The organism is Methylobacterium thuringiense (genome assembly GCF_022179645.1).
Classification (GTDB): Bacteria; Pseudomonadota; Alphaproteobacteria; order Rhizobiales; family Beijerinckiaceae; genus Methylobacterium; species Methylobacterium thuringiense.
Genome location: NZ_BPRA01000001.1, coordinates 285,328 through 302,914 on the forward strand (window position 1 = coordinate 285,328; position 17,587 = coordinate 302,914).

16 protein-coding genes and 1 pseudogene are annotated in these 17,587 nt (G+C 67.0%); 3 read left to right on the forward strand and 14 right to left on the reverse strand.

All coding sequences use genetic code 11. The features are described 5' to 3' along the window. Positions 1-15: 15 nt before the first annotated feature. Together MFF07_RS01215 and MFF07_RS01220 are read right to left on the reverse strand one after the other, a co-directional pair. Entirely contained in the window at positions 16-1,752 is a 1,737-nt protein-coding gene (locus tag MFF07_RS01215; protein ID WP_238230408.1) for a heparinase II/III family protein, read from the reverse strand. 146 nt (positions 1,753-1,898) lie between these two features. Further along, on the reverse strand, positions 1,899-3,275 hold the full coding sequence (locus tag MFF07_RS01220) for an RsmB/NOP family class I SAM-dependent RNA methyltransferase (protein ID WP_238230409.1): 1,377 nt from the start codon (positions 3,273-3,275) through the stop codon (positions 1,899-1,901). A gap of 82 nt (positions 3,276-3,357) precedes the next feature. Here MFF07_RS01220 and MFF07_RS01225 point away from each other — a divergent pair, with 82 nt between their 5' ends. Beyond that, positions 3,358-3,612 (forward strand): DUF1674 domain-containing protein, encoded by a 255-nt coding sequence (locus MFF07_RS01225; RefSeq protein ID WP_238230411.1) that lies wholly within the window; start codon positions 3,358-3,360, stop codon positions 3,610-3,612. Positions 3,613-3,678: 66 nt separating this feature from the next. Continuing rightward, positions 3,679-3,951, forward strand: a pseudogene (locus MFF07_RS22650) (cupin domain-containing protein); the annotation flags it as partial. A gap of 103 nt (positions 3,952-4,054) precedes the next feature. Here MFF07_RS22650 and MFF07_RS01230 read toward each other — a convergent pair. The 3 genes from MFF07_RS01230 to bluB form a co-directional block, all read right to left on the reverse strand. Then, complete coding sequence (locus tag MFF07_RS01230; protein WP_147814400.1) at positions 4,055-4,570, reverse strand: L,D-transpeptidase; 516 nt, start codon at positions 4,568-4,570, stop codon at positions 4,055-4,057. Between the two features lie 273 nt (positions 4,571-4,843). After that, positions 4,844-5,359, reverse strand: a complete 516-nt coding sequence (locus MFF07_RS01235; protein WP_147814476.1) for a L,D-transpeptidase — start codon at positions 5,357-5,359, stop codon at positions 4,844-4,846. 178 nt (positions 5,360-5,537) lie between these two features. After that, the gene (gene bluB, locus MFF07_RS01240; RefSeq protein WP_147814398.1) at positions 5,538-6,173 is read right to left on the reverse strand and encodes a 5,6-dimethylbenzimidazole synthase; all 636 of its coding nucleotides are present in this window, start codon (positions 6,171-6,173) and stop codon (positions 5,538-5,540) included. Between the two features lie 427 nt (positions 6,174-6,600). Here bluB and MFF07_RS01245 point away from each other — a divergent pair, with 427 nt between their 5' ends. Next, positions 6,601-6,975, forward strand: a complete 375-nt coding sequence (locus tag MFF07_RS01245; RefSeq protein WP_147814396.1) for a DUF2794 domain-containing protein — start codon at positions 6,601-6,603, stop codon at positions 6,973-6,975. Positions 6,976-6,979: 4 nt separating this feature from the next. On the opposite strand, the gene MFF07_RS01250 is transcribed toward MFF07_RS01245, so the two are convergent. The 9 genes from MFF07_RS01250 to recF all read right to left on the reverse strand — a co-directional run bounded on the left by MFF07_RS01250 (position 6,980) and on the right by recF (position 17,571). Further along, entirely contained in the window at positions 6,980-7,882 is a 903-nt protein-coding gene (locus tag MFF07_RS01250; protein ID WP_147814394.1) for an NAD(P)/FAD-dependent oxidoreductase, read from the reverse strand. A gap of 130 nt (positions 7,883-8,012) precedes the next feature. Further along, entirely contained in the window at positions 8,013-8,354 is a 342-nt protein-coding gene (grxD, locus tag MFF07_RS01255; protein ID WP_147814392.1) for a Grx4 family monothiol glutaredoxin, read from the reverse strand. A gap of 39 nt (positions 8,355-8,393) precedes the next feature. Then, a complete protein-coding gene (locus MFF07_RS01260; protein ID WP_147814390.1) occupies positions 8,394-8,630 on the reverse strand; it encodes a BolA family protein in 237 nt (78 codons plus the stop codon). A 32-nt stretch (positions 8,631-8,662) separates the two neighbouring features. Next, entirely contained in the window at positions 8,663-10,888 is a 2,226-nt protein-coding gene (purL, locus tag MFF07_RS01265; protein ID WP_147814388.1) for a phosphoribosylformylglycinamidine synthase subunit PurL, read from the reverse strand. 161 nt (positions 10,889-11,049) lie between these two features. Beyond that, on the reverse strand, positions 11,050-12,240 hold the full coding sequence (locus tag MFF07_RS01270) for a hydrolase (RefSeq protein WP_147814386.1): 1,191 nt from the start codon (positions 12,238-12,240) through the stop codon (positions 11,050-11,052). A gap of 198 nt (positions 12,241-12,438) precedes the next feature. Continuing rightward, positions 12,439-14,295, reverse strand: coding sequence for a DNA helicase RecQ (recQ, locus tag MFF07_RS01275; RefSeq protein WP_147814384.1), 1,857 nt, complete (start codon positions 14,293-14,295; stop codon positions 12,439-12,441). 470 nt (positions 14,296-14,765) lie between these two features. Then, positions 14,766-15,542: a Stf0 family sulfotransferase gene (locus MFF07_RS01280; protein WP_187272416.1), complete on the reverse strand. Its 777-nt coding sequence runs from the start codon at positions 15,540-15,542 to the stop codon at positions 14,766-14,768. A gap of 13 nt (positions 15,543-15,555) precedes the next feature. After that, the gene (locus MFF07_RS01285) at positions 15,556-16,299 is read right to left on the reverse strand and encodes a Stf0 family sulfotransferase (RefSeq protein WP_147814380.1); all 744 of its coding nucleotides are present in this window, start codon (positions 16,297-16,299) and stop codon (positions 15,556-15,558) included. A gap of 138 nt (positions 16,300-16,437) precedes the next feature. After that, the gene (gene recF / locus MFF07_RS01290; RefSeq protein WP_147814378.1) at positions 16,438-17,571 is read right to left on the reverse strand and encodes a DNA replication/repair protein RecF; all 1,134 of its coding nucleotides are present in this window, start codon (positions 17,569-17,571) and stop codon (positions 16,438-16,440) included. Positions 17,572-17,587: the final 16 nt, after the last annotated feature.

The following is a 17,587-nucleotide window of genomic DNA, read 5'->3' on the forward strand; positions in this document are numbered from 1 at the left end:
GAATGTCCGGAATCGTCAGGCGGACCGTGGCTCCGGCGCGATGCTGGCGTGCGTGAACTGCCAGCGGACCCTGGCGCCCTCGGTGACCGTCAGGTGCAGGACGATCTGCGACGTTCGGCGCGCTCCCGCGACGCCTGCGAAGAACACGCTGTCCTCGATCGCCAGATCGGCACCCTGAGATGAGAAGTGCCAGATGCCTCCGAGCGGCGTGGTCAATACGATCCGGCCGTCGTCCTCTCCCCGCGCGCTGACCGTGGGGTGCAGATGGAAGCGGATGGCGACCTCGCGCGGACGTCCCTTCGTACGACCTTCGCGCAGGAAGGCGTCTTCGCCGTCGAGGCGGTTGCCGTCGAGGGAAAGGTCCCAGCGACGCTCGTGGATCACGCCGAACGGGTGCTGGTAGCCATCGTTGCGCCCGGCGAGGATGGAGCGGTCCGGCTCGTTGCGACGCTCGATCGTCACCAGGCCGGGCCCGCGCAGCACGATCGGCCCCCAGCGCTTCAACAGCCAGCGGGCGATGACCCGCCGCCCCCACCAGCCGTCCTCGCCCGTCAGGAATCGGCACGACGACGTATCGGCGACGCAGGCCGTTGAGTGGGCGGCGGTACTGCGCGAGACGCGCCGTTGCTCGCCGCCGCTGGCCGGCGCCCCGCAATTGACGACGAGCCGCTGCAGGCCGCTCGACATTTCGAAGGACAGGCAGCCGGCGCCCGCGAGCTTCGAGTACGAATGCCGCGGCGGACCGCCCACATCGGCGACGAGCACCAGCCTGCCGCCTTCCAGCCGCTCGTAGCCGGAGAACGGTGCGTGCCGCTGCGTCTCGACCATGGCGCCGTCGTAGATCAGCAGCGTGGTGAGGTGGTCGGCCTCCGTGGTGCCCATGCCGTTGAAGTGGCTGAGCGAGGCATCGCCCTGCCGCATCAGACGCAGCATCGGCAGCATCCGGTCGATTGCTCGCAGCAGCGCCTCGGGCGGCTCGAGGCTGCGGCTGAGGAAGCTCTGGCGGAGCGGCAGCAAGTCGAGCAGCAATTCCACCGCGAAGCGCGCGTTGCGGCTGCGATGGCCGCCATCGGGCAGGATCTGGCGGTCGAGTTCCCGCGACAGTACGCGCGTCGCGCGCCGCAGGATCGGCTGCAGCCCGTCGCAGCAGAGCCCGGCATAGCAGAGCGCCACAGAGGCAAGCAGCCGCGAGGGCCGCTCCGTACCGCGCCGCAACGCGCGCTCCAGATCGCGGGCGCCACGTCCGATCGCCTTGAGGAAAGCCTGGTAGAAGGCGTGATCCGCCCCCTCCAGCACCAACGGAGACTGGCACAGGAACGCGATCAGCCGCCGGGCCGCGATCGGTACCGGACGGGCCAGCGCCGGGTCGCCGCGGTTGGCGAGGAAGTCGGAGACGAAGGCGCGGGCGCTGGCGCGGGCGAGCGCCGTGTCGGCGGCGCGCAGGTGCCGGAGCCAGCCGAAGCCGTAGAGCACCTCGGCCCATTCCGGCGAGGGCGGGTCGTAGTCGAAGGGCGAGCGGCCGCTGACCGAGAGCGAACGTCCGGCGAAGACGAACAGCCCGGAATAGATGTCGTCGGCAAAAGTGGCGTCGCTGGTGCGCAGGTCGTGCGGCGCGATCACCAGCGCCGTCACCCGCGCGCGCGCCAGCAGGTCCGGCGGGGCGGTGACGCGTGCGAACGCACTACGCACCGAGCGCACCGCCTCGCGCACGGCGAGCCGATACAACACCCAGCGCTCATGGCCGCGCGCCACGTCGTACCCTCTCGTTGGTGTGTCCGGACTATCCCGACGGGACGGCGGCGGATGGACCCGCGGTCCATCGGTCAGATTAGCGGTCGCCTCTTAACCGTCCGCTAACGCTGTGTCGCGCGGCGGGATGGCCACAGCGACGACGGCGATCAGCTTTTACGCCGCAGACGGCTCGCGAAGAAGCCGTCGAGTCCGCTCCGCCGCAGACCGGCCTCGCCGCCGGAGGAGAGCGGGAGGTGGCAGGGAAGCGTGCGCAGATCGCCCTGCGGGTCGATCATCTCGATCTGTCCGGCCACCTCGTCCGGCGTGACCGGCACTCGCTCGAACTCCGGGTGATGCTGAAGGAAGCCGGCGATCTGGCGCTCGCCTTCCTCCGGCTCCAGCGAGCAGGAGCAATAGACTAATCGCCCACCCGGTCGAACGAGCGTCGCCGCCTTTTCGAGGAGCCGGCGCTGCAGGCCGGCAAGGCGGGCCACATCGGTCTCGGTCTTGGTCCAGGCGACGTCGGGATGGCGGCGGATCGTGCCGGTTGCCGAGCAGGGCGCGTCGAGAAGCACACCGTCGAATGGTTCGCCCAAATCGAGCGTGATCGCGTCGCCGACGCGGATTTCGGCCGTCAGGCCAAGACGATCGAGATTCTTGCGGAGGCGTTCGAGGCGCACACCGGAACGATCGACGGCAAGCACCGCTGCGCCGGCGGCCGCGAGTTGCGCGGTCTTTCCGCCCGGCGCGGCGCAGAGATCGGCGATGCGCTCGCCGGGCTTGGCCTGCAACAGGCGCGCGGGGAGGGCGGCTGCGGCATCCTGCACCCACCAGGCCCCTTCACCGTAGCCCGGAAGCGACGCCACCGGCGTGTCGACCTCGGCAAGCCGCACGCTGCCGAGCCCGAGCGCGACCCCGCCGAGTGTCGTCGCCCAGGTCTCGGCATCCTCGCGGATGGTGAGATCGACCGCCGCACCGTCGAGATGCGCGGCGGCGATCCGGCGGGCGGCGTCCTCGCCGTAGGCTGCGCGCCAGCGGACGGCGAGCCAGTCCGGCGTGTTCACGTCGAGGGGATCGCCGGCATTGGCGAGGATGGCCTCGCGCTCTCGCGTCACCCTCCGCAGCACGGCGTTCACGAGACCGGCCCGGTAGCGCAGTTCCGGGTCTGCCTTGGCAAGCCGCACGGAGAGGTCGACTGCGGCGTGGTCCGCCACGGCTAGGTCGAGGATCTGAGCCGCGCCGGTGGCGAGCAGGGCGAGGAGGCGCGGGTCGTCCTCGGGCAGCCCCTGGCTCATGCGCTCGGCCAGCACGCCGCGCAGCAAGCCGAATCTCCGAAACGTCGCGGTGGCGATGGCGCGGGCGAGTGCGGCCTCGCCCGGTTCGAGCCCGGCGCCGGCCTGTGCCAGCGCATCCTCCAGCGCGAAGGCCCGTCCCTTGCCGAGAAGCCCCGCGACGGCCTCATGCGCCGTACGCCGGGCCGCGAGGCCGGCGACCGGGCCATCCGGCACGTCGCTGGGAGGGGCCGCGTTGCGGTGTGCCGTCATGAATGCCACTTTCCGGAAAAGAGCGTGCTGCGATGTCCTGCACGACGCAGTCCCATCCGCAGCGACGCGACGCAAGAGAACGATGACAAAGGCCGTCATGCAGAACGACACGACGAATGCACCGACGACACCCGATCAGGCTCCATCCGAGGGCGAGGCGAAACGCGTCATGACGCCCGCGGCGCAGCGTGCGCTTGCCGAGGCAGCCGAACGGCGCGCGGCGATCGACGCCCGCGCCGCCGAAATCGCCGCCAAGCCCGAGACGAGCGGCCGCGGCGGCCTCGAACCCGTCCGCTACACAGACTGGGAGGTGAAGGGCATCGCCGTCGATTTCTGAAAATCGTTGGGACAGGACCGCAACCCGGGTAAATCGCAGAATTCGGCGCTACCGCCTCCCAGGCGCATGCCTACGAGGGTCCACCACGGGACGTCCAGGGTTTCCGGCCGGGGCGTACCGGAGGGTCCGCACCGCGAACTCGCCTTGCCGCAGCCGAGCGCGTGGCTATGCAGATGCGGCGCAACAAACCAGCCACCGACGACAGAGAAGAGCGCTGCCCGGCCCTATGAGACCGTTGGCCACGTGCTTGCCGGGCGCGCGAACCTCGTTCTGGCCGGCGAGACGATCTCTCTCGAGCACGGCGATGCCTGGCTCGTACCGGTAGGCGTGGCACACACCTACCGGATCATCGCGACATTCAGGGCGGTCGAGGCCATCTCTGCGCCAACGCGCCGAGCCGCGAGAGCGCGATCCTCGCGGCTCGCGTCTCCGTTGGTCACGCTCAGCGCACCACCTGGACCTGAGTGCCGACCGAGACACGCTCGAACAGGTCGGCGATGTCTTGGTTGTGCATGCGGATACAGCCATACGATGCGAAGTGACCGATCGATTCCGGCCGGTTGGTGCCGTGGATCGCGTATTGGCCGCCGCGCAGGGTCATGGCGGCGACGCCCATCGGGTTGCTCGCGGTTCCGCCGCGGATCAGGTTCGGCAGGCGCGGGTGGTCACGCTTGACCACAGCGGGCGGCGACCAGTCGGGCTGGTAGTACTTGCCGTCGATCATGGTCTGGCCGGCCCATTGCTTGCCCGGCTTGCCCACCGCCACCGGATAGCGGATGGCCGTGCCGTCGCCGTTGACGAGATAGAGCCGGCGCTCGGAGGTCCGCACCACCAGCGAGCCGGCCATGCCGGCGCCCGCGAACGGCACGATCTCCCGGGCCTGTACCGGCGTAGCCGCAAACAGGCCGGACCACAGCGCGGCGGCCATGCCCGCGCCCAACGCCACTTTACCGAACATCGATTGTCGTCCTCCGAGCGTGTCTTCACGCAGGACCGACGATGCGGGTCTAAGCTTGATGTTTTATGTAATTTTGTTGGTTTACGGAGAAACGAAACGCGCAGACGACCGCCATGATTAATACAGATTGAGGGATTTCAATCGATCCAGGCACAAATCGTCGATCGTCTGTCGATCGCTGGGTGTCTCCCGCCGTGCCGGATGGCGGACATAACGAAGCCGCGGCCGAGGCTCTTGCCTCGACCGCGGCGTGAGGATCAACGCCGTGCGTGATCAGCGCGTCACGTAGACCTGCGTCCCCACCGAGACACGCTGAAATAGATCCGAGATATCTTGATTATACATGCGAATGCAGCCGTAGGACGCGAACGTCCCGATCGAACTCGGCTTGTTGGTGCCGTGGATCGCGTATTCACCGCCCCGCAGCGTCATCGCCGCAACGCCCATCGGGTTACCGCGGGTTCCGCCGCGGATCAGGTTCGGCAGGTGGGGGTGATCGCGTTTCACATCCGACGGCGGCGACCAGTCGGGCTGGAAGTACTTGCCGTCGATGACGGTCTGGCCGGCCCATTGCTTGCCCGGCTTGCCGACGGCCACCGGATAACGGATCGCCGTGCCGTCCCAATTGACGAGGTAGAGCCGGCGCTCGGACGTGCGCACGACGAGCGAGCCGGCCAGTCCGGGCTCGTTGAACGGAACCACCTCGCGCGCCTGAACGGGCGCTGCCGCGAGCAGGCCGGCGGTCAGCGCCGCGGCGACACCTGTGCCCATTCCCCATTTCCCGAACATCGGAATTCGTCCTTCAAGCGTGACCTTACGCAAGAGGATAATTCGCAGAGAAGCTTGGCGTTCCTGTTAGAAGGCATGGTTACGCGATGGCGAATTACGTAATTCCAGGCTGACGGCTAACAGCCTCTTGCCGGAAACAGTCGACTCGACCGGCCCGCGAGTCGAAGTCTCGTAAGACTCACCGTTCCGTGAGGCGCGCCGAGATCGGCGACGGCCCCTGCCAGCCGTGGCGGACGAGTTCGGGGTCCCTATGCTCTTCCACCGGATGACCGACGCAGAGATAGGCGACGAGCCGCCACGCGGCCGGCACATCCACGAGGCGCGTCACCTCCTCCGGTTCGAGGATCGAGACCCAGCCGACGCCGAGCCCGTGCGCTCGCGCCGCAAGCCAGAACGTGTGGACCGCCGTCACCGCCGAGTACCGCAGCATCTCCGGCATGGTCTCGCGTCCGAGACCGTAGCCGGTCTCCGTCGCCTCATCGCAGAACACAGCGAGATGAACCGGAGCCTCGCGCAGCCCTTCGAGCTTGAGGCTCGCATAGAGGTCCCGACGCTCGTCGGCGTAGGAAGCGCAGGCGGCGATGTTGCAGCGGGCAAAGCTTTCGACCACGGCCGCGCGGCGCGAGCGGTCCGCCACCCGAACGAACCGCCATGGCTGGCTGTTGCCGACGGACGGCGCCAGGGACGCCAGGGCCAGGCAGGTCGAGAGAACGGTCTCGTCGACGGGATCCCCGCGGAAACGGCGCACGTCGCGGCGCCAGGCAAAGAGGTCGGCGAGGCGATCGCGGAACGCGGCGTCGAAATCAGGGGGCACGCTCTACGGATCCGACGAGACGGGAAAGAAAACTGCGCTGGGCGGGATTGCCGTGGCGTCGCAGTCTATCCGATCGGCCGGGTATGCGTCGGACAAAAAAAGGGCGGCGCTCCGAAGAGGCCGCCTGAAGTCCTTGGGTCTTGAAACCTCGGAGTGTCGAGCACGGGCCGGTCCAAAGCCGCCGCCGCGGGCTGGGGAGCTTGGGTGCGGGGCCGCTTCGGGACCCGTGACCGACGAGGTTTCAAGCCACACTCGACCGTTTTACGGAGGCGCCGGCACGGCGAAACCGTGGCGAGACGATGGCCTTTTGTTTCGCTGCAGTGTCCGTGCGCCGGCAACCGATGCACCCGAGGCGGGCTTGCGGCGGCGAAATACCCGGCCCATCATCCTGTCTCGGACGCATCGACGGCCGCATGCGGGAGGAACGATGAGCGAGCGCCAGAGCGTCGATACGCAGGGGGCCGATCCGGGCGCAAAGGTCATTCCGTTTCCTTCGGAAGCCTCCACACCCCAGATCGCCTTCAACCGCGACGAGCTGCGCACCATCTTCAATCTTTACGGCCGTCGGGTGTCGGAGGGCGAGTGGCGCGACTACGCCCTCGATTTCCGGCGGGACAAGGCCGTGTTTTCGATCTACCGGCGCAGCTCCGAGATGCCGCTATACCGAATCGAAAAGGACCCCAAGCTTGCCCGCCGTCAGGGCGCCTACGCCGTGATCGCAGCCGGCGGCCTCGTCATGAAGCGGGGCCACGATCTCGCCCGCGTCATCGCCGTGCTCGAGAAGCCGCTGCGGGCGGTGTGAGCGATCAGGCCGTATCCTCGGCGATCAGCTCCATGTTGATGGCGAAGGCCGCCATGGCGCCCTCCGCCGCGGCGACGATCGCGAACTGCACCCGCCGCGAGGCGTCACCGGCGACGAACAGGCCGGGCACATTGGTCTTTTCGTAGTCGCCCTTGGTCGGCACCACTCCCGTCTCGGAGAGATCGCAGCCGAGTTGCCCGACGAGATGCGAGGGCTGGCACGCCACCGGCATCAGGAAGATGGCGGAGCAGGGGATCGCCCGCCCGTCGCGAAACACCAGAGTCTCCGGCCGCTCTCCATTGCCCTCGAGTCGGTCGATCGGCGTCTCGACGATGCGAATGCCGTTGAGGCCAAGCCTGTCGCGATCCTTCTCGGAGAGCTCGCCATCCTTGGCATCCGTGCAGAGGGTGACGTCGCGGCTCCAGCAACTTAGCTCCAGAGCCAACCCGCAGCCGCCATGGCCGCGGCCATAGGCGACGATCGGCCGGTCGCGGGCCTCGTAGCCGTCGCAATACGGGCAGGAATGGACCCCGGTGCCCCAATAGGTCTCGAAGCCCTCGATCTTCGGGAGGTCCTGCCGAAGACCGGTCGCCAGAATCAGGCGGCGGGCCGTCTCGCGCGTCCCGTCAACCAGCTTGATCTCGAAACGGTCCTCGCAACGCCGTGCTTCGACGACCTCGATCTCACGGCGCTCGACCGTGCCGTAGCGTTCGAGATCGGCATGGGCCTGCTCGCGCAGGGCGAAGGGCGACGTGCCGTCGCGGGTGAAAAGGCCCCAAGTCAGGGGCGTCGCCGCATTGCGCGGCTTGCCGGCATCGCAGAGCAGGACATCGCGGCGGCAGCGGCCGAGGATGAGCGCCGCATTGAGCCCGGCCGGACCACCGCCCACGATGATGACGTCGCGCATCGTAGCTCGCTTCCCTGGCGTCGACTACACAGGGGAAATTGGCGGAACGCCGTGTTCGTTGCCCACCGAACTGTTTCGGGCACGAAAAAGGGCGCCGCAGCGCCCTTCTGGTCGGGGATCTGGCTGCCGATCAGGCGGCGGCGGTGTTCTTCACCGGGACGCCCTTCTCGGACAGGAAGGTCTGCAATTCGCCCGACTGGAACATCTCGCGGGTGATGTCGCAACCGCCGACGAACTCGCCCTTCACGTAGATCTGCGGAATGGTCGGCCAGTTGGAGAAGGCCTTGATGCCGTCGCGGATCGCCATGTCGTCGAGGACGTTCACGCCCTTGAACGGCACTTCGAGGTAGTTGAGGATCTGCACGACCTGGCCGGAAAAGCCGCACATCGGAAACTGCGGCGTGCCCTTCATGAACACGACCACATCCTGGGACTTGATCTCGTTCTCGATGGTGGTGTTGGCGTCGGTCATCGTGTCGTCCTCTTATCGGATCGGTTGAAATCAGCTCCCCTAATCCTGGGGGACGCCCGTGGTCAGCGCAAGGGCGTGGAGCACGCCGCCCATGCGCCCCTGCAGCGCGCCGTAGACCATCTGGTGTTGCGCCACGCGGGTCTTGCCCTTGAAGGCGGAGGACAGGACCGTCGCGGCGTAGTGATCGCCGTCGCCCGCCAGATCCTTGATGTCGATCGTGGCGTCGGGCAGCGCCTCGCGGATCATCGCTTCGATCTCACGCGCATCCATCGGCATCGGGGTGTCTCCAGTCTTGCGGTGAGGTCGTGTCAGGCGGCAGGGGCAGCCGGCTGGCTCGCCATGTAGGCCGGAAACCAATCCTCATGCGCGGCACGAAGATCAGCCACCGATATGGTCTCGCTGTCCGGCAGGGTCAAACCATCGCCGCCTGTCGTGCCGATGCGCGCGGCCGCGATGCCTTGCGCCGAAGCGCCGGACAAAATCTCAGAGGCTACCGTCTCGCTTACGGCGAGCAGGTAGCGGCCCTGATCCTCGCCGAACAGCCAGGCATGTGCCGCGATACCCGCTGGCGCCTCCGGCACGGTGGCTCCGATGCCCGACGCGATGCTCATCTCGGCGAGTGCCACGGCTAATCCGCCATCGGACAGGTCGTGCACCGTGTCGACGGCGCCCGACGTGATCAGGCCGCGCACGAAATCGCCGGTCTTGCGCTCACCGGCGAGATCGACGGGCGGCGGTGCGCCCTCCTCACGGCCGGCGATCACGGCGAGATACTGCGACTGGCCGAGCCAGCCCTCGGTCCGGCCGAGCAGCACCAGCACATCGCCCGCGCGCTTCAGCGCGATCGTCGCGTGGACCGCCACGTCGTCGAGCACGCCGACACCACCGATGGTCGGGGTCGGCAGGATGCCGACACCGTTGGTCTCGTTGTAGAGCGAGACGTTGCCGGAGACGACGGGGAAGTCGAGGGCGAGGCAGGCCTCGCCGATCCCCTTGAGGCAGCCGACGAGCTGACCCATCACCTCGGGCTTTTCGGGGTTGCCGAAGTTGAGGTTGTCGGTGATGGCGAGCGGACGACCACCGACGGCGGTGATGTTGCGCCAGGCCTCGGCCACCGCCTGCCGGCCGCCCTGGACCGGATCGGCCTCGCAATAGCGCGGCGTGACGTCGGCGGTGATGGCGAGCCCCTTGGGGCCGTCCTCGACGCGCACGATGGCGGCGTCGCCGCCCGGCTTCTGGATCGTGTTACCCAGGATGAAGTGGTCGTATTGCTCGTAGACCCAGCGCTTGGAGGCGAGTTCGGGCGAGCCGATCAGCCGCTTGAGGGCCTCCGCATGCGGGACCGTCGCGGGCACGTCGGCGGCAGCGATCACCGGCTGGTGCGTGTTGGCGATATGCGGACGGTCATAGAGAGGGGCCTCGTCGCCGAGTTCCTTGATCGGCAGATCGGCCATGGTCTCGCCGTGCCATTTGACGACGAAGCGCAGCGTGTCGGTGGTGTGCCCGATGATCGCGAAGTCCAGGCCCCACTTCACGAAGATCGCCTTCGCCTCATCCTCCATGCCGGGTTTGAGCACCACGAGCATGCGCTCCTGGCTCTCCGACAGCATCATCTCGTAGGGCGTCATGCCCTCCTCACGCACCGGCACGGCGTCGAGGTCGAGCTCCACGCCGAGATCACCCTTGGCGCCCATCTCGACGGCCGAGCAGGTCAGGCCCGCCGCGCCCATGTCCTGGATCGCGATGACGGCACCGGACGCCATCAGCTCCAGGCAGGCCTCCAGCAGCAGCTTCTCGGCAAAGGGGTCGCCGACCTGCACGGTCGGGCGCTTGGCCTCGGTCTCCGCGTCGAACTCGGCAGAGGCCATGGTCGCGCCGTGGATGCCGTCGCGGCCGGTCTTGGAGCCGAGATAGACGATCGGATTCCCGACGCCGGTGGCCGCCGCGTAGAAGATCGCGTCGGTCTTCGCGAGGCCCACCGCCATCGCGTTGACGAGGATGTTGCCGTCATAGCGCGAGTGGAATCCGACGAGGCCACCCACGGTCGGCACGCCGAACGAATTGCCATAGCCGCCGACGCCAGCGACCACGCCCGAGACGAGATGGCGCGTGCGCGGATGGTCCGGCGAGCCGAAGCGGAGCGCGTTCAGCGCCGCGATCGGCCGCGCGCCCATCGTGAACACGTCGCGAAGGATGCCGCCGACGCCGGTCGCCGCGCCCTGGTAGGGCTCGATGAAGCTCGGGTGGTTGTGGCTCTCCATCTTGAAAACGCAGGCGAGCCCGTCGCCGATGTCGATGACGCCCGCGTTCTCGCCGGGCCCCTGGATCACCCAGGGCGCCGTCGTCGGCAGCCCGCGCAGGTGCTTGCGCGAGGATTTGTAGGAGCAGTGCTCGTTCCACATCGCCGAGACGATCCCGAGCTCGGTCAGCGTCGGATCCCGGCCGATCAGGGCGCGGAAACGAGCGTACTCGTCCGGCGTGAGTCCGTGCTGACGGACGAGCTCCGGCGTGATCGGGACGTCATTGCGAAACATTCGGTCTCTCGCCTGGGACTGGCGTGGCGGAAAAGTCGCCATTGGGGGAGGTCCCATCCTCGGGGCTCCCACGCGTCGTGCGACGGATTAGATCGGCGGGGCCGCCACTGCAAACCCGTCAGGGCTCATATCCGCAGCGATCCTTATCCCGCATTCAGAGTTCAGCTCGCCGGGACCGTGACCGGCACGTCCGCAGCAGGGACATCCCGGAGTTCGCCGACCGCCCGATGCACCGGCACGGACCCCGCTATCAGCGCGATGTAGTCGAAGGCGCTCCGGTCGCGGCTCGACATGAGCAGCTGGAAATGCATGCGGAAGAAGTTCCAGCGCCCCAATGCGACGGCACTCGGTTCGATCAGGTCCTCGATGTCGACGCTGCAGATCGTCGGTCTGTCCGGATTTGGCGCATACATATCCGAAGCCTGCAGTGGATTGCGCAGGTGGATCGAGAGCCAGTCCCAGGGTGCGCGCAGGTCGAGCCAGGCAATTGCGTCGGCATCGGCGACACGTTGCAGCGAACCACGAATGGCCTCTGCCCGCGCGTCGAGGGCGATCCACGGGATCACGCTGCCCAGCGTCACCAGCGTCACGGGCGTGCTGCGTCGGCCAAAGAGCGGATCGCGTGCGAGTACGCGATCGAGGGCTTCGAGGGCCAGAAAACTCGACGAGGAATGCCCGATCACGACCAGTTCGGACGCCTCGGACTCGGCCGCGTGGATGCGCAGCGCCCAGGCATCGAGGCGCTCGCTCATGGCCGTGGTCCGGTTCGCCGCGTGTTCGTGCGTGAACGCCGTGTCGTCGACGAGATGTGTCACGTAGAATGGCCGGCCTTTCGTTGCACGCGTGAGCAGGCCGAGGATGCCGTAGGCGGCGGGGACAGTCAGGGCGAGTTGCAGAATTGGCGGCCCGTCGCCGAGCGGTGAGATCGCGGTCAACCAGGCAGCGAGGGTCACGCTCGCGCCAACCAGCGTGGCGTAGAGCAGGTGGACGACGAGGATCACCGTCGAGAACTGCCAGGCCTCGCGTCGGAAGGCCTTGAGATAGCCGGTCCGCCAGAGACGCCACCAAAGCGCGGGGATCGCAATCAGCCGGTCGACGTTCGATCGCGGGAAGTGGGAACGGACGATGTCGTCCCATCTCAGCAGACTGTAGCCTGTCCGAGTACGAGCGCCATGCTCGACGCTGTCGATGATCCAATCGAGGCTATGACCGTCGGTCGAGCGGACGGACTTGCCGACCTCGATCGTCATACCGCGCCGGCTCGCAGTCAGCCTGCTTTCGCGGCGGAGCAGACCCCAATAGGCTTCCGGCTCGCGAGGATCGAACCCGGGCAGATAGAAGATCCGGCGCAGCTTGGTCGTGTCTTCGGAATCGGAAATGGCTTACGCGCTCGATACGGGCGGGCGAGGAATTCGCCAGGCTGACGGAAGAGGCGACCGTCTAGCAGCATTCCTGCCGGCAGAGTCGTGCTATTCCGCAGCCCGCGATGCACTGGCGTCCATGCCGGGAGACGGCATGGTGGAGCTTGGTCGGCAGCTGAAGAATCATCTTCAACCCGGCACGCGTTTGGACGGCGAGTCGGCTAGAAATTCTACGATGGCCTCGACGAAGCGCTGGCCATACGCCTCGCGCTTGCGCTCGCCGACCCCGTGTACGCTGCGAAGCGCCCAAAGATCGACCGGCTTGGCCCGGGCCATCTCGATCAGGGTCTTGTCCGGAAACACGATGAAGGCCGCCACGTTCTCGACGCGGGCGATGGTCGCTCGCAGGCCACGCAGATGCTGGAACAGCGCCTCGTCCGCCTCGCCAAGCTGAAGCGCCTCATCGTCGCGAACGGCCGTACGACGGTTCCTCGGCTCGGCCTTGCGCGGCTCCGGATCGGGCCTGACCTGGACGGTCTCGCGGCCGAACAGGATCGCCTCGCCCTTCTCGGTCATGGTGAGCCCGCCATAGCCGTCGCCGTTCTCGGCGACCGCGCCTGCGGCGAAGAGCTGGCGCAGCAGCGCGCGCCACGCGGCGACGGGCTTGTCGGCGCCGACGCCGAAGGTCTTGAGCTGGGCGTGGCCGTTCTTCCGGATCGGCTCGGATTCCTTGCCGTGCACGACGTCGCAGACATAGGCCGCGCCGAAGCGCTGGCCGGTGCGCACGATCGCCGACAGCAGCTTCTGCGCTTCGACGGTTCCGTCGATCAGTGAGACGCCGCCACGGCAGAGATCGCAGCGACCGCAGGCCTCGCTCGTTTCGCCGAAATACGAGAGCAGCGATTGGCGCCGACAGGCCGCGCCCTCGCAGAGCGAGATCATCGCCTCGAGCTTGCGCCGCTCGACACGGCGGCGCTCGTCCGGCACCTCCTTCTCGTCGATCTGGCGGCGGCGCAGCGACATGTCGTCGAGACCGTAGAGCGTCAGCGTATCGGCCGGCAGCCCGTCGCGGCCGGCGCGGCCGATCTCCTGATAGTAGCCCTCGACGTTGGTCGGCATGTCGGCATGGCAGACGAAGCGCACGTCCGGCTTGTTGATGCCCATGCCGAAGGCCACCGTCGCCGTCATGACGACGCCGTCCTCCTGCAGGAAGGTGTCCTGGTTCCGCATGCGCGTGCCCTGGTCGAGGCCGGCATGGTAGGGGAGGGCGTTGAAGCCGTCGCCTTTCAGGGTGTCTGCAAGCTGTTCCACGCGCTTGCGCGACGAGCAGTAGATGATGCCGCTCTCCGCCTTGCGGTTGCGCAGGAAGCGTTCGAGCTGCCGGGTCGGGTTGTCCTTAGCCGCGAAGGTCAGCCGGATGTTCGGCCGATCGAACGAATGGACGAAGGTCTTGGCCTCGCGTCCCGCCGGAAACAGCCGCTCTGCGATGTCGGTGCGCGTCGCCGCATCGGCCGTGGCCGTAAGAGCCAGGGTCTGCACGTTGCCGAGGGCCTCGCGGGCGCGGGCGATCTCGCGGTACTCCGGCCGGAAATCGTGGCCCCATTGCGAGACGCAATGCGCCTCGTCGACCGCAAGGCGCTGCACGCCGGCGCTGCGCAGCGCCTCCATGCAGCCGTCCATCAGCAGGCGTTCCGGCGAGACGAACAGCAACCGCAGCTCGCCCGAGCGGATCTTGCGCCACGTCTCGCGCGCGGCAGTCTCGGCAATCGTCGAGTTGAGCGTGGCAGCCTCGACGCCGAACCCGACCATCTGCTGCACCTGGTCGTGCATCAGCGCGATCAGCGGCGAGATCACCACCGTGAGCCCATCGCCCATGAGCGCGGGCAGCTGATAGGTCATCGACTTGCCCGACCCCGTCGGCATCACGGCAAAGACATCCGTGCCGTCGAGCACGGCCCCGATCACCTCCGCCTGCCCGGGCCGAAAATCGTCGTAGCCGAAGGTCTTCTTGAGCGCGGCGCGAGCCTCATCGAGGCGCTGGGTCATGGGTGTCTCGGTGCTAACGAAGAGTATGTCACTGCTGAAGCGGGCGTGTGTAGGCAATACGATGGAACTGTCTACGTAGGGAGCGCGATATGCCGCTCGACCTCCGGTAGCGACGCTATGTATCCGCTTGCGGACAGCCGGCCCCTGTGGGGCGTGTCTACGAGACCGAGGCGGTTTGGAGGGCACTCGTCGATAGCCTCAACCACCAGACGATTCTCTGTCGGCAGCCGCACGGCTCTACTGTTGCCGGACCAAATTTCTGCTATTCCCAACACCGGTTTCGTAGCCGACGGAGCATTCTTCGACAACATCAGCGGCGAGACCTGATGTTCGTTGATGCCTCCGCGATAGTCGCGACCTTGACGGGAGAGGATGGGCTTATAGCGCCGCTTTAATGTCCGGATACGGCAAAGTTGCTGGCAAACTCTGCGCTCGCTGTGTTCGCGACCCTCGCCGCGGCCTGACAAAGCTCAGAGCGTCGCAGCCATCGCCTCCACCGGATCGATATGACTCGGATCGCCGTGTTCGGCGATGAACCGCCTGCGCCACTCTCCACTGAGTTCGTCACGCTGAACTTCAAGGCGCACACGGTCGAGGGCGACACGCGGGCGGGCGACATTCAAAGCGTCCGCCACCTTATCGACCGCGCCTTGCGGATCACTGGAGAGTTCTTCGTATGTCACCTCGACCGGGTCGATGCCGGTCCTGGCGAAGTACATGTCCCAACGGGCAGAGCGCTGGCAGGCTTGGGCGAGGTAGGCTCGGGTCAGGTCGGCATCATAGCGCCCCTCGCCACTCGGCGTCTGGGTCGAACGGAATTGCTGCGTCTGGGTCGAACGCGCCCATGAAATTGCTTGGCCCAGAAGGTCGCGTCTGCGCAGGCGGACGAAGTGCAGGTTCGGCAGGGCCTGCGTCAGCTTCAAATGCTGAGAAACGGTGTCGAACAGACCCGGAAACAGTTTCAGCGCATAGATCCCGTTCTGGGTCGCGCCACTGGTGAGGATACGCTCGATCTGGAGATGCGGATCATCGGGAAAATTTGGATCGTCGATGGCCCGGCGTGCATTCGCGTTGAAGTACTCGCGGGGGTGTCCAAGCCGACCCGTGCTGCTCAGGATCTCGCAGAAATAATTACTGCCTGAACGTGGGGCTCCGCAGACCGCGTAACCGCGAGGTAGAGGGCGGTCCGATGGAGGTCGGGCAGCTTTCCGGCGCAGGCGGCCGAGGAGCTCGACGATCAATGCCATGCCATCCCCCTGCTCATACCGCAAAGGCATCCATGCGGTCGGCATCGCCATGTTCGTCTAGGAAACGCGCCCGCCATTGCGCATTGCTGCCATCCCGCTGAACGCGGAAAATCGATCGCTCCAACCGCACCATCGGGCGCTCGTCGAGACCGAGAAGGTCTCCAACCCGCGCGGCAGCCGCACTGGGATCTGCCAGAAAATCCTCGTAAGTGATCTCGATGAACGGCAGGCCGGTGCGTGCGAAGAACATGTCCCAGCGAGCGCCGCGCTGGCAAATCTGGCGCACCCGCAGCGCGATGGCTTCGGCGTCATAGGCCGGTTCGCCACGTACAGGATCAGACATGCGGAACTGGTGGGTCTGCGCAGCGCGCACCCAGGAAATCGCCTGCCCGAGCACGTCCCGACGGCGGAAGCGCACGAAACTCAAGCGCGGCAGCACCTTCGTCCAACGCAGATGCGGTGCCACCAGATCGTGCAGGCCCGGAAAGGTCTTCAGGCCGTAGATCCCGTTCGGCGTACGCCCCATCGTCAGAATGCGTTCGACCTGCTGATGCCGTCCATCGGGGTAGCTGGGATCGTCGTAGAGGCGGCGCGCGTCGCCGTTGAAGTATTCCTTCGGATATCCGAGCACGCCGGTCGTCCCGAGCACGTCGCAGAAGTAATTGCTTCCCGAGCGTGGCAATGTACAGACCGCATAGCCACGAAGCGGCTGTTCCCGCAGGTTTTCGCAGCCCGGCTGACGAACGGGACCGCTCATGACCGCCCGACCGGTTCGGGTGGCGGCGATACCTGGTCTGCCGATATTCTTTGTAAGCTCATGGCCGCTGGTGGGTAGATTCGGCGACGCACAGGGTCAATGGACGATCCTCCCAAGAAAATTGCGCAAAAATCCCGACTAGTTGCCGATCCTCACCACCTCGGTCCGGTGCCCGACTTCGGCGAATACGGCAGGATCGGCACCGGTCATCCAGACTTGGCCGGGCAGAGCTTCGAGCGCCTCGAACAAGCCCGCGCGGCGGCGCGGGTCGAGATGGGCGGCGACTTCGTCGAGGAGTATCAGCGGAGCGATACCGCTCATCGCCTGGACGAGACGGGCATGGGCCAGCACGAGTCCGATCAGCAGGGCTTTCTGCTCACCGGTGGAAGCCGTAGCCGCCGGCATGTCCTTGGGTCCGTGTCGCACCACGAGATCCGTGGTCTGCGGACCGACAAGCGTCCGGCCAGCCGCGCGGTCGCGGTGCCGGCTCTGTCGGAGCGCCGCACGGAAGCGGTCCTCCGCCTCCAGAGCCGGCCAGACTGCGACGAGATCGTCGAGGTCCCCTTCGAGCCGCACGTTGGCCCAGGGGAAGGGCTGTGCGTCGTCACGCGTCTCGCCAATCAGCCGGTCGAGACGTTCGACGGTTTCACGGCGGGCAAGGGCCACAGCCACCCCAAGTTCGGCCACCTCACGCTCGACGGCATCGAGCCAACGACCATCGTCCGGGCGTTCGTCCAGAAGCCGGTTTCGGGAGCGCAAGGCCCGCTCCAATGCTGCGACCCGTCCACCATGGGTCGCGTCGACTGCAAGAACCAGCCTGTCGAGGAAGCGCCGGCGATCACCGGCAGGCCCGCGAAACAAGCCATCGAGATCTGGCGTCAGCCAGACGATGCGCAGGAATTCCGCGAAGGCGACCGGCGACGAAACGCCTGCGCCGTCGATCCGGCACAGCCGTGTCGGACGCCCGTCGAAGCCCGGCGGCTCGCAGCCGGTGCCGAGCCTGTGTCCGTCTTCGCGCGAGCCGAGGGTCATCGAGACGGCAAAGCCGCCCGGGCCGCCCGCACGCGCCATCACCGTCAGATCGGCCCGGCGCAGGCCACGGCCGGGTGAGAATAGCGACAGGGCCTCGAGCAGGTTGGTCTTGCCCGCACCGTTCTCGCCGACCAGAGCGACGAAGGGGCGGCCGATCGAAAGGTCGAACTCGGTATGATTACGGAAATCGCGGACGATCAACCGCGAGGGGCGAGCTGAATCGCCCGGCATCGTTTGCATGTCTCGGGATCTATGA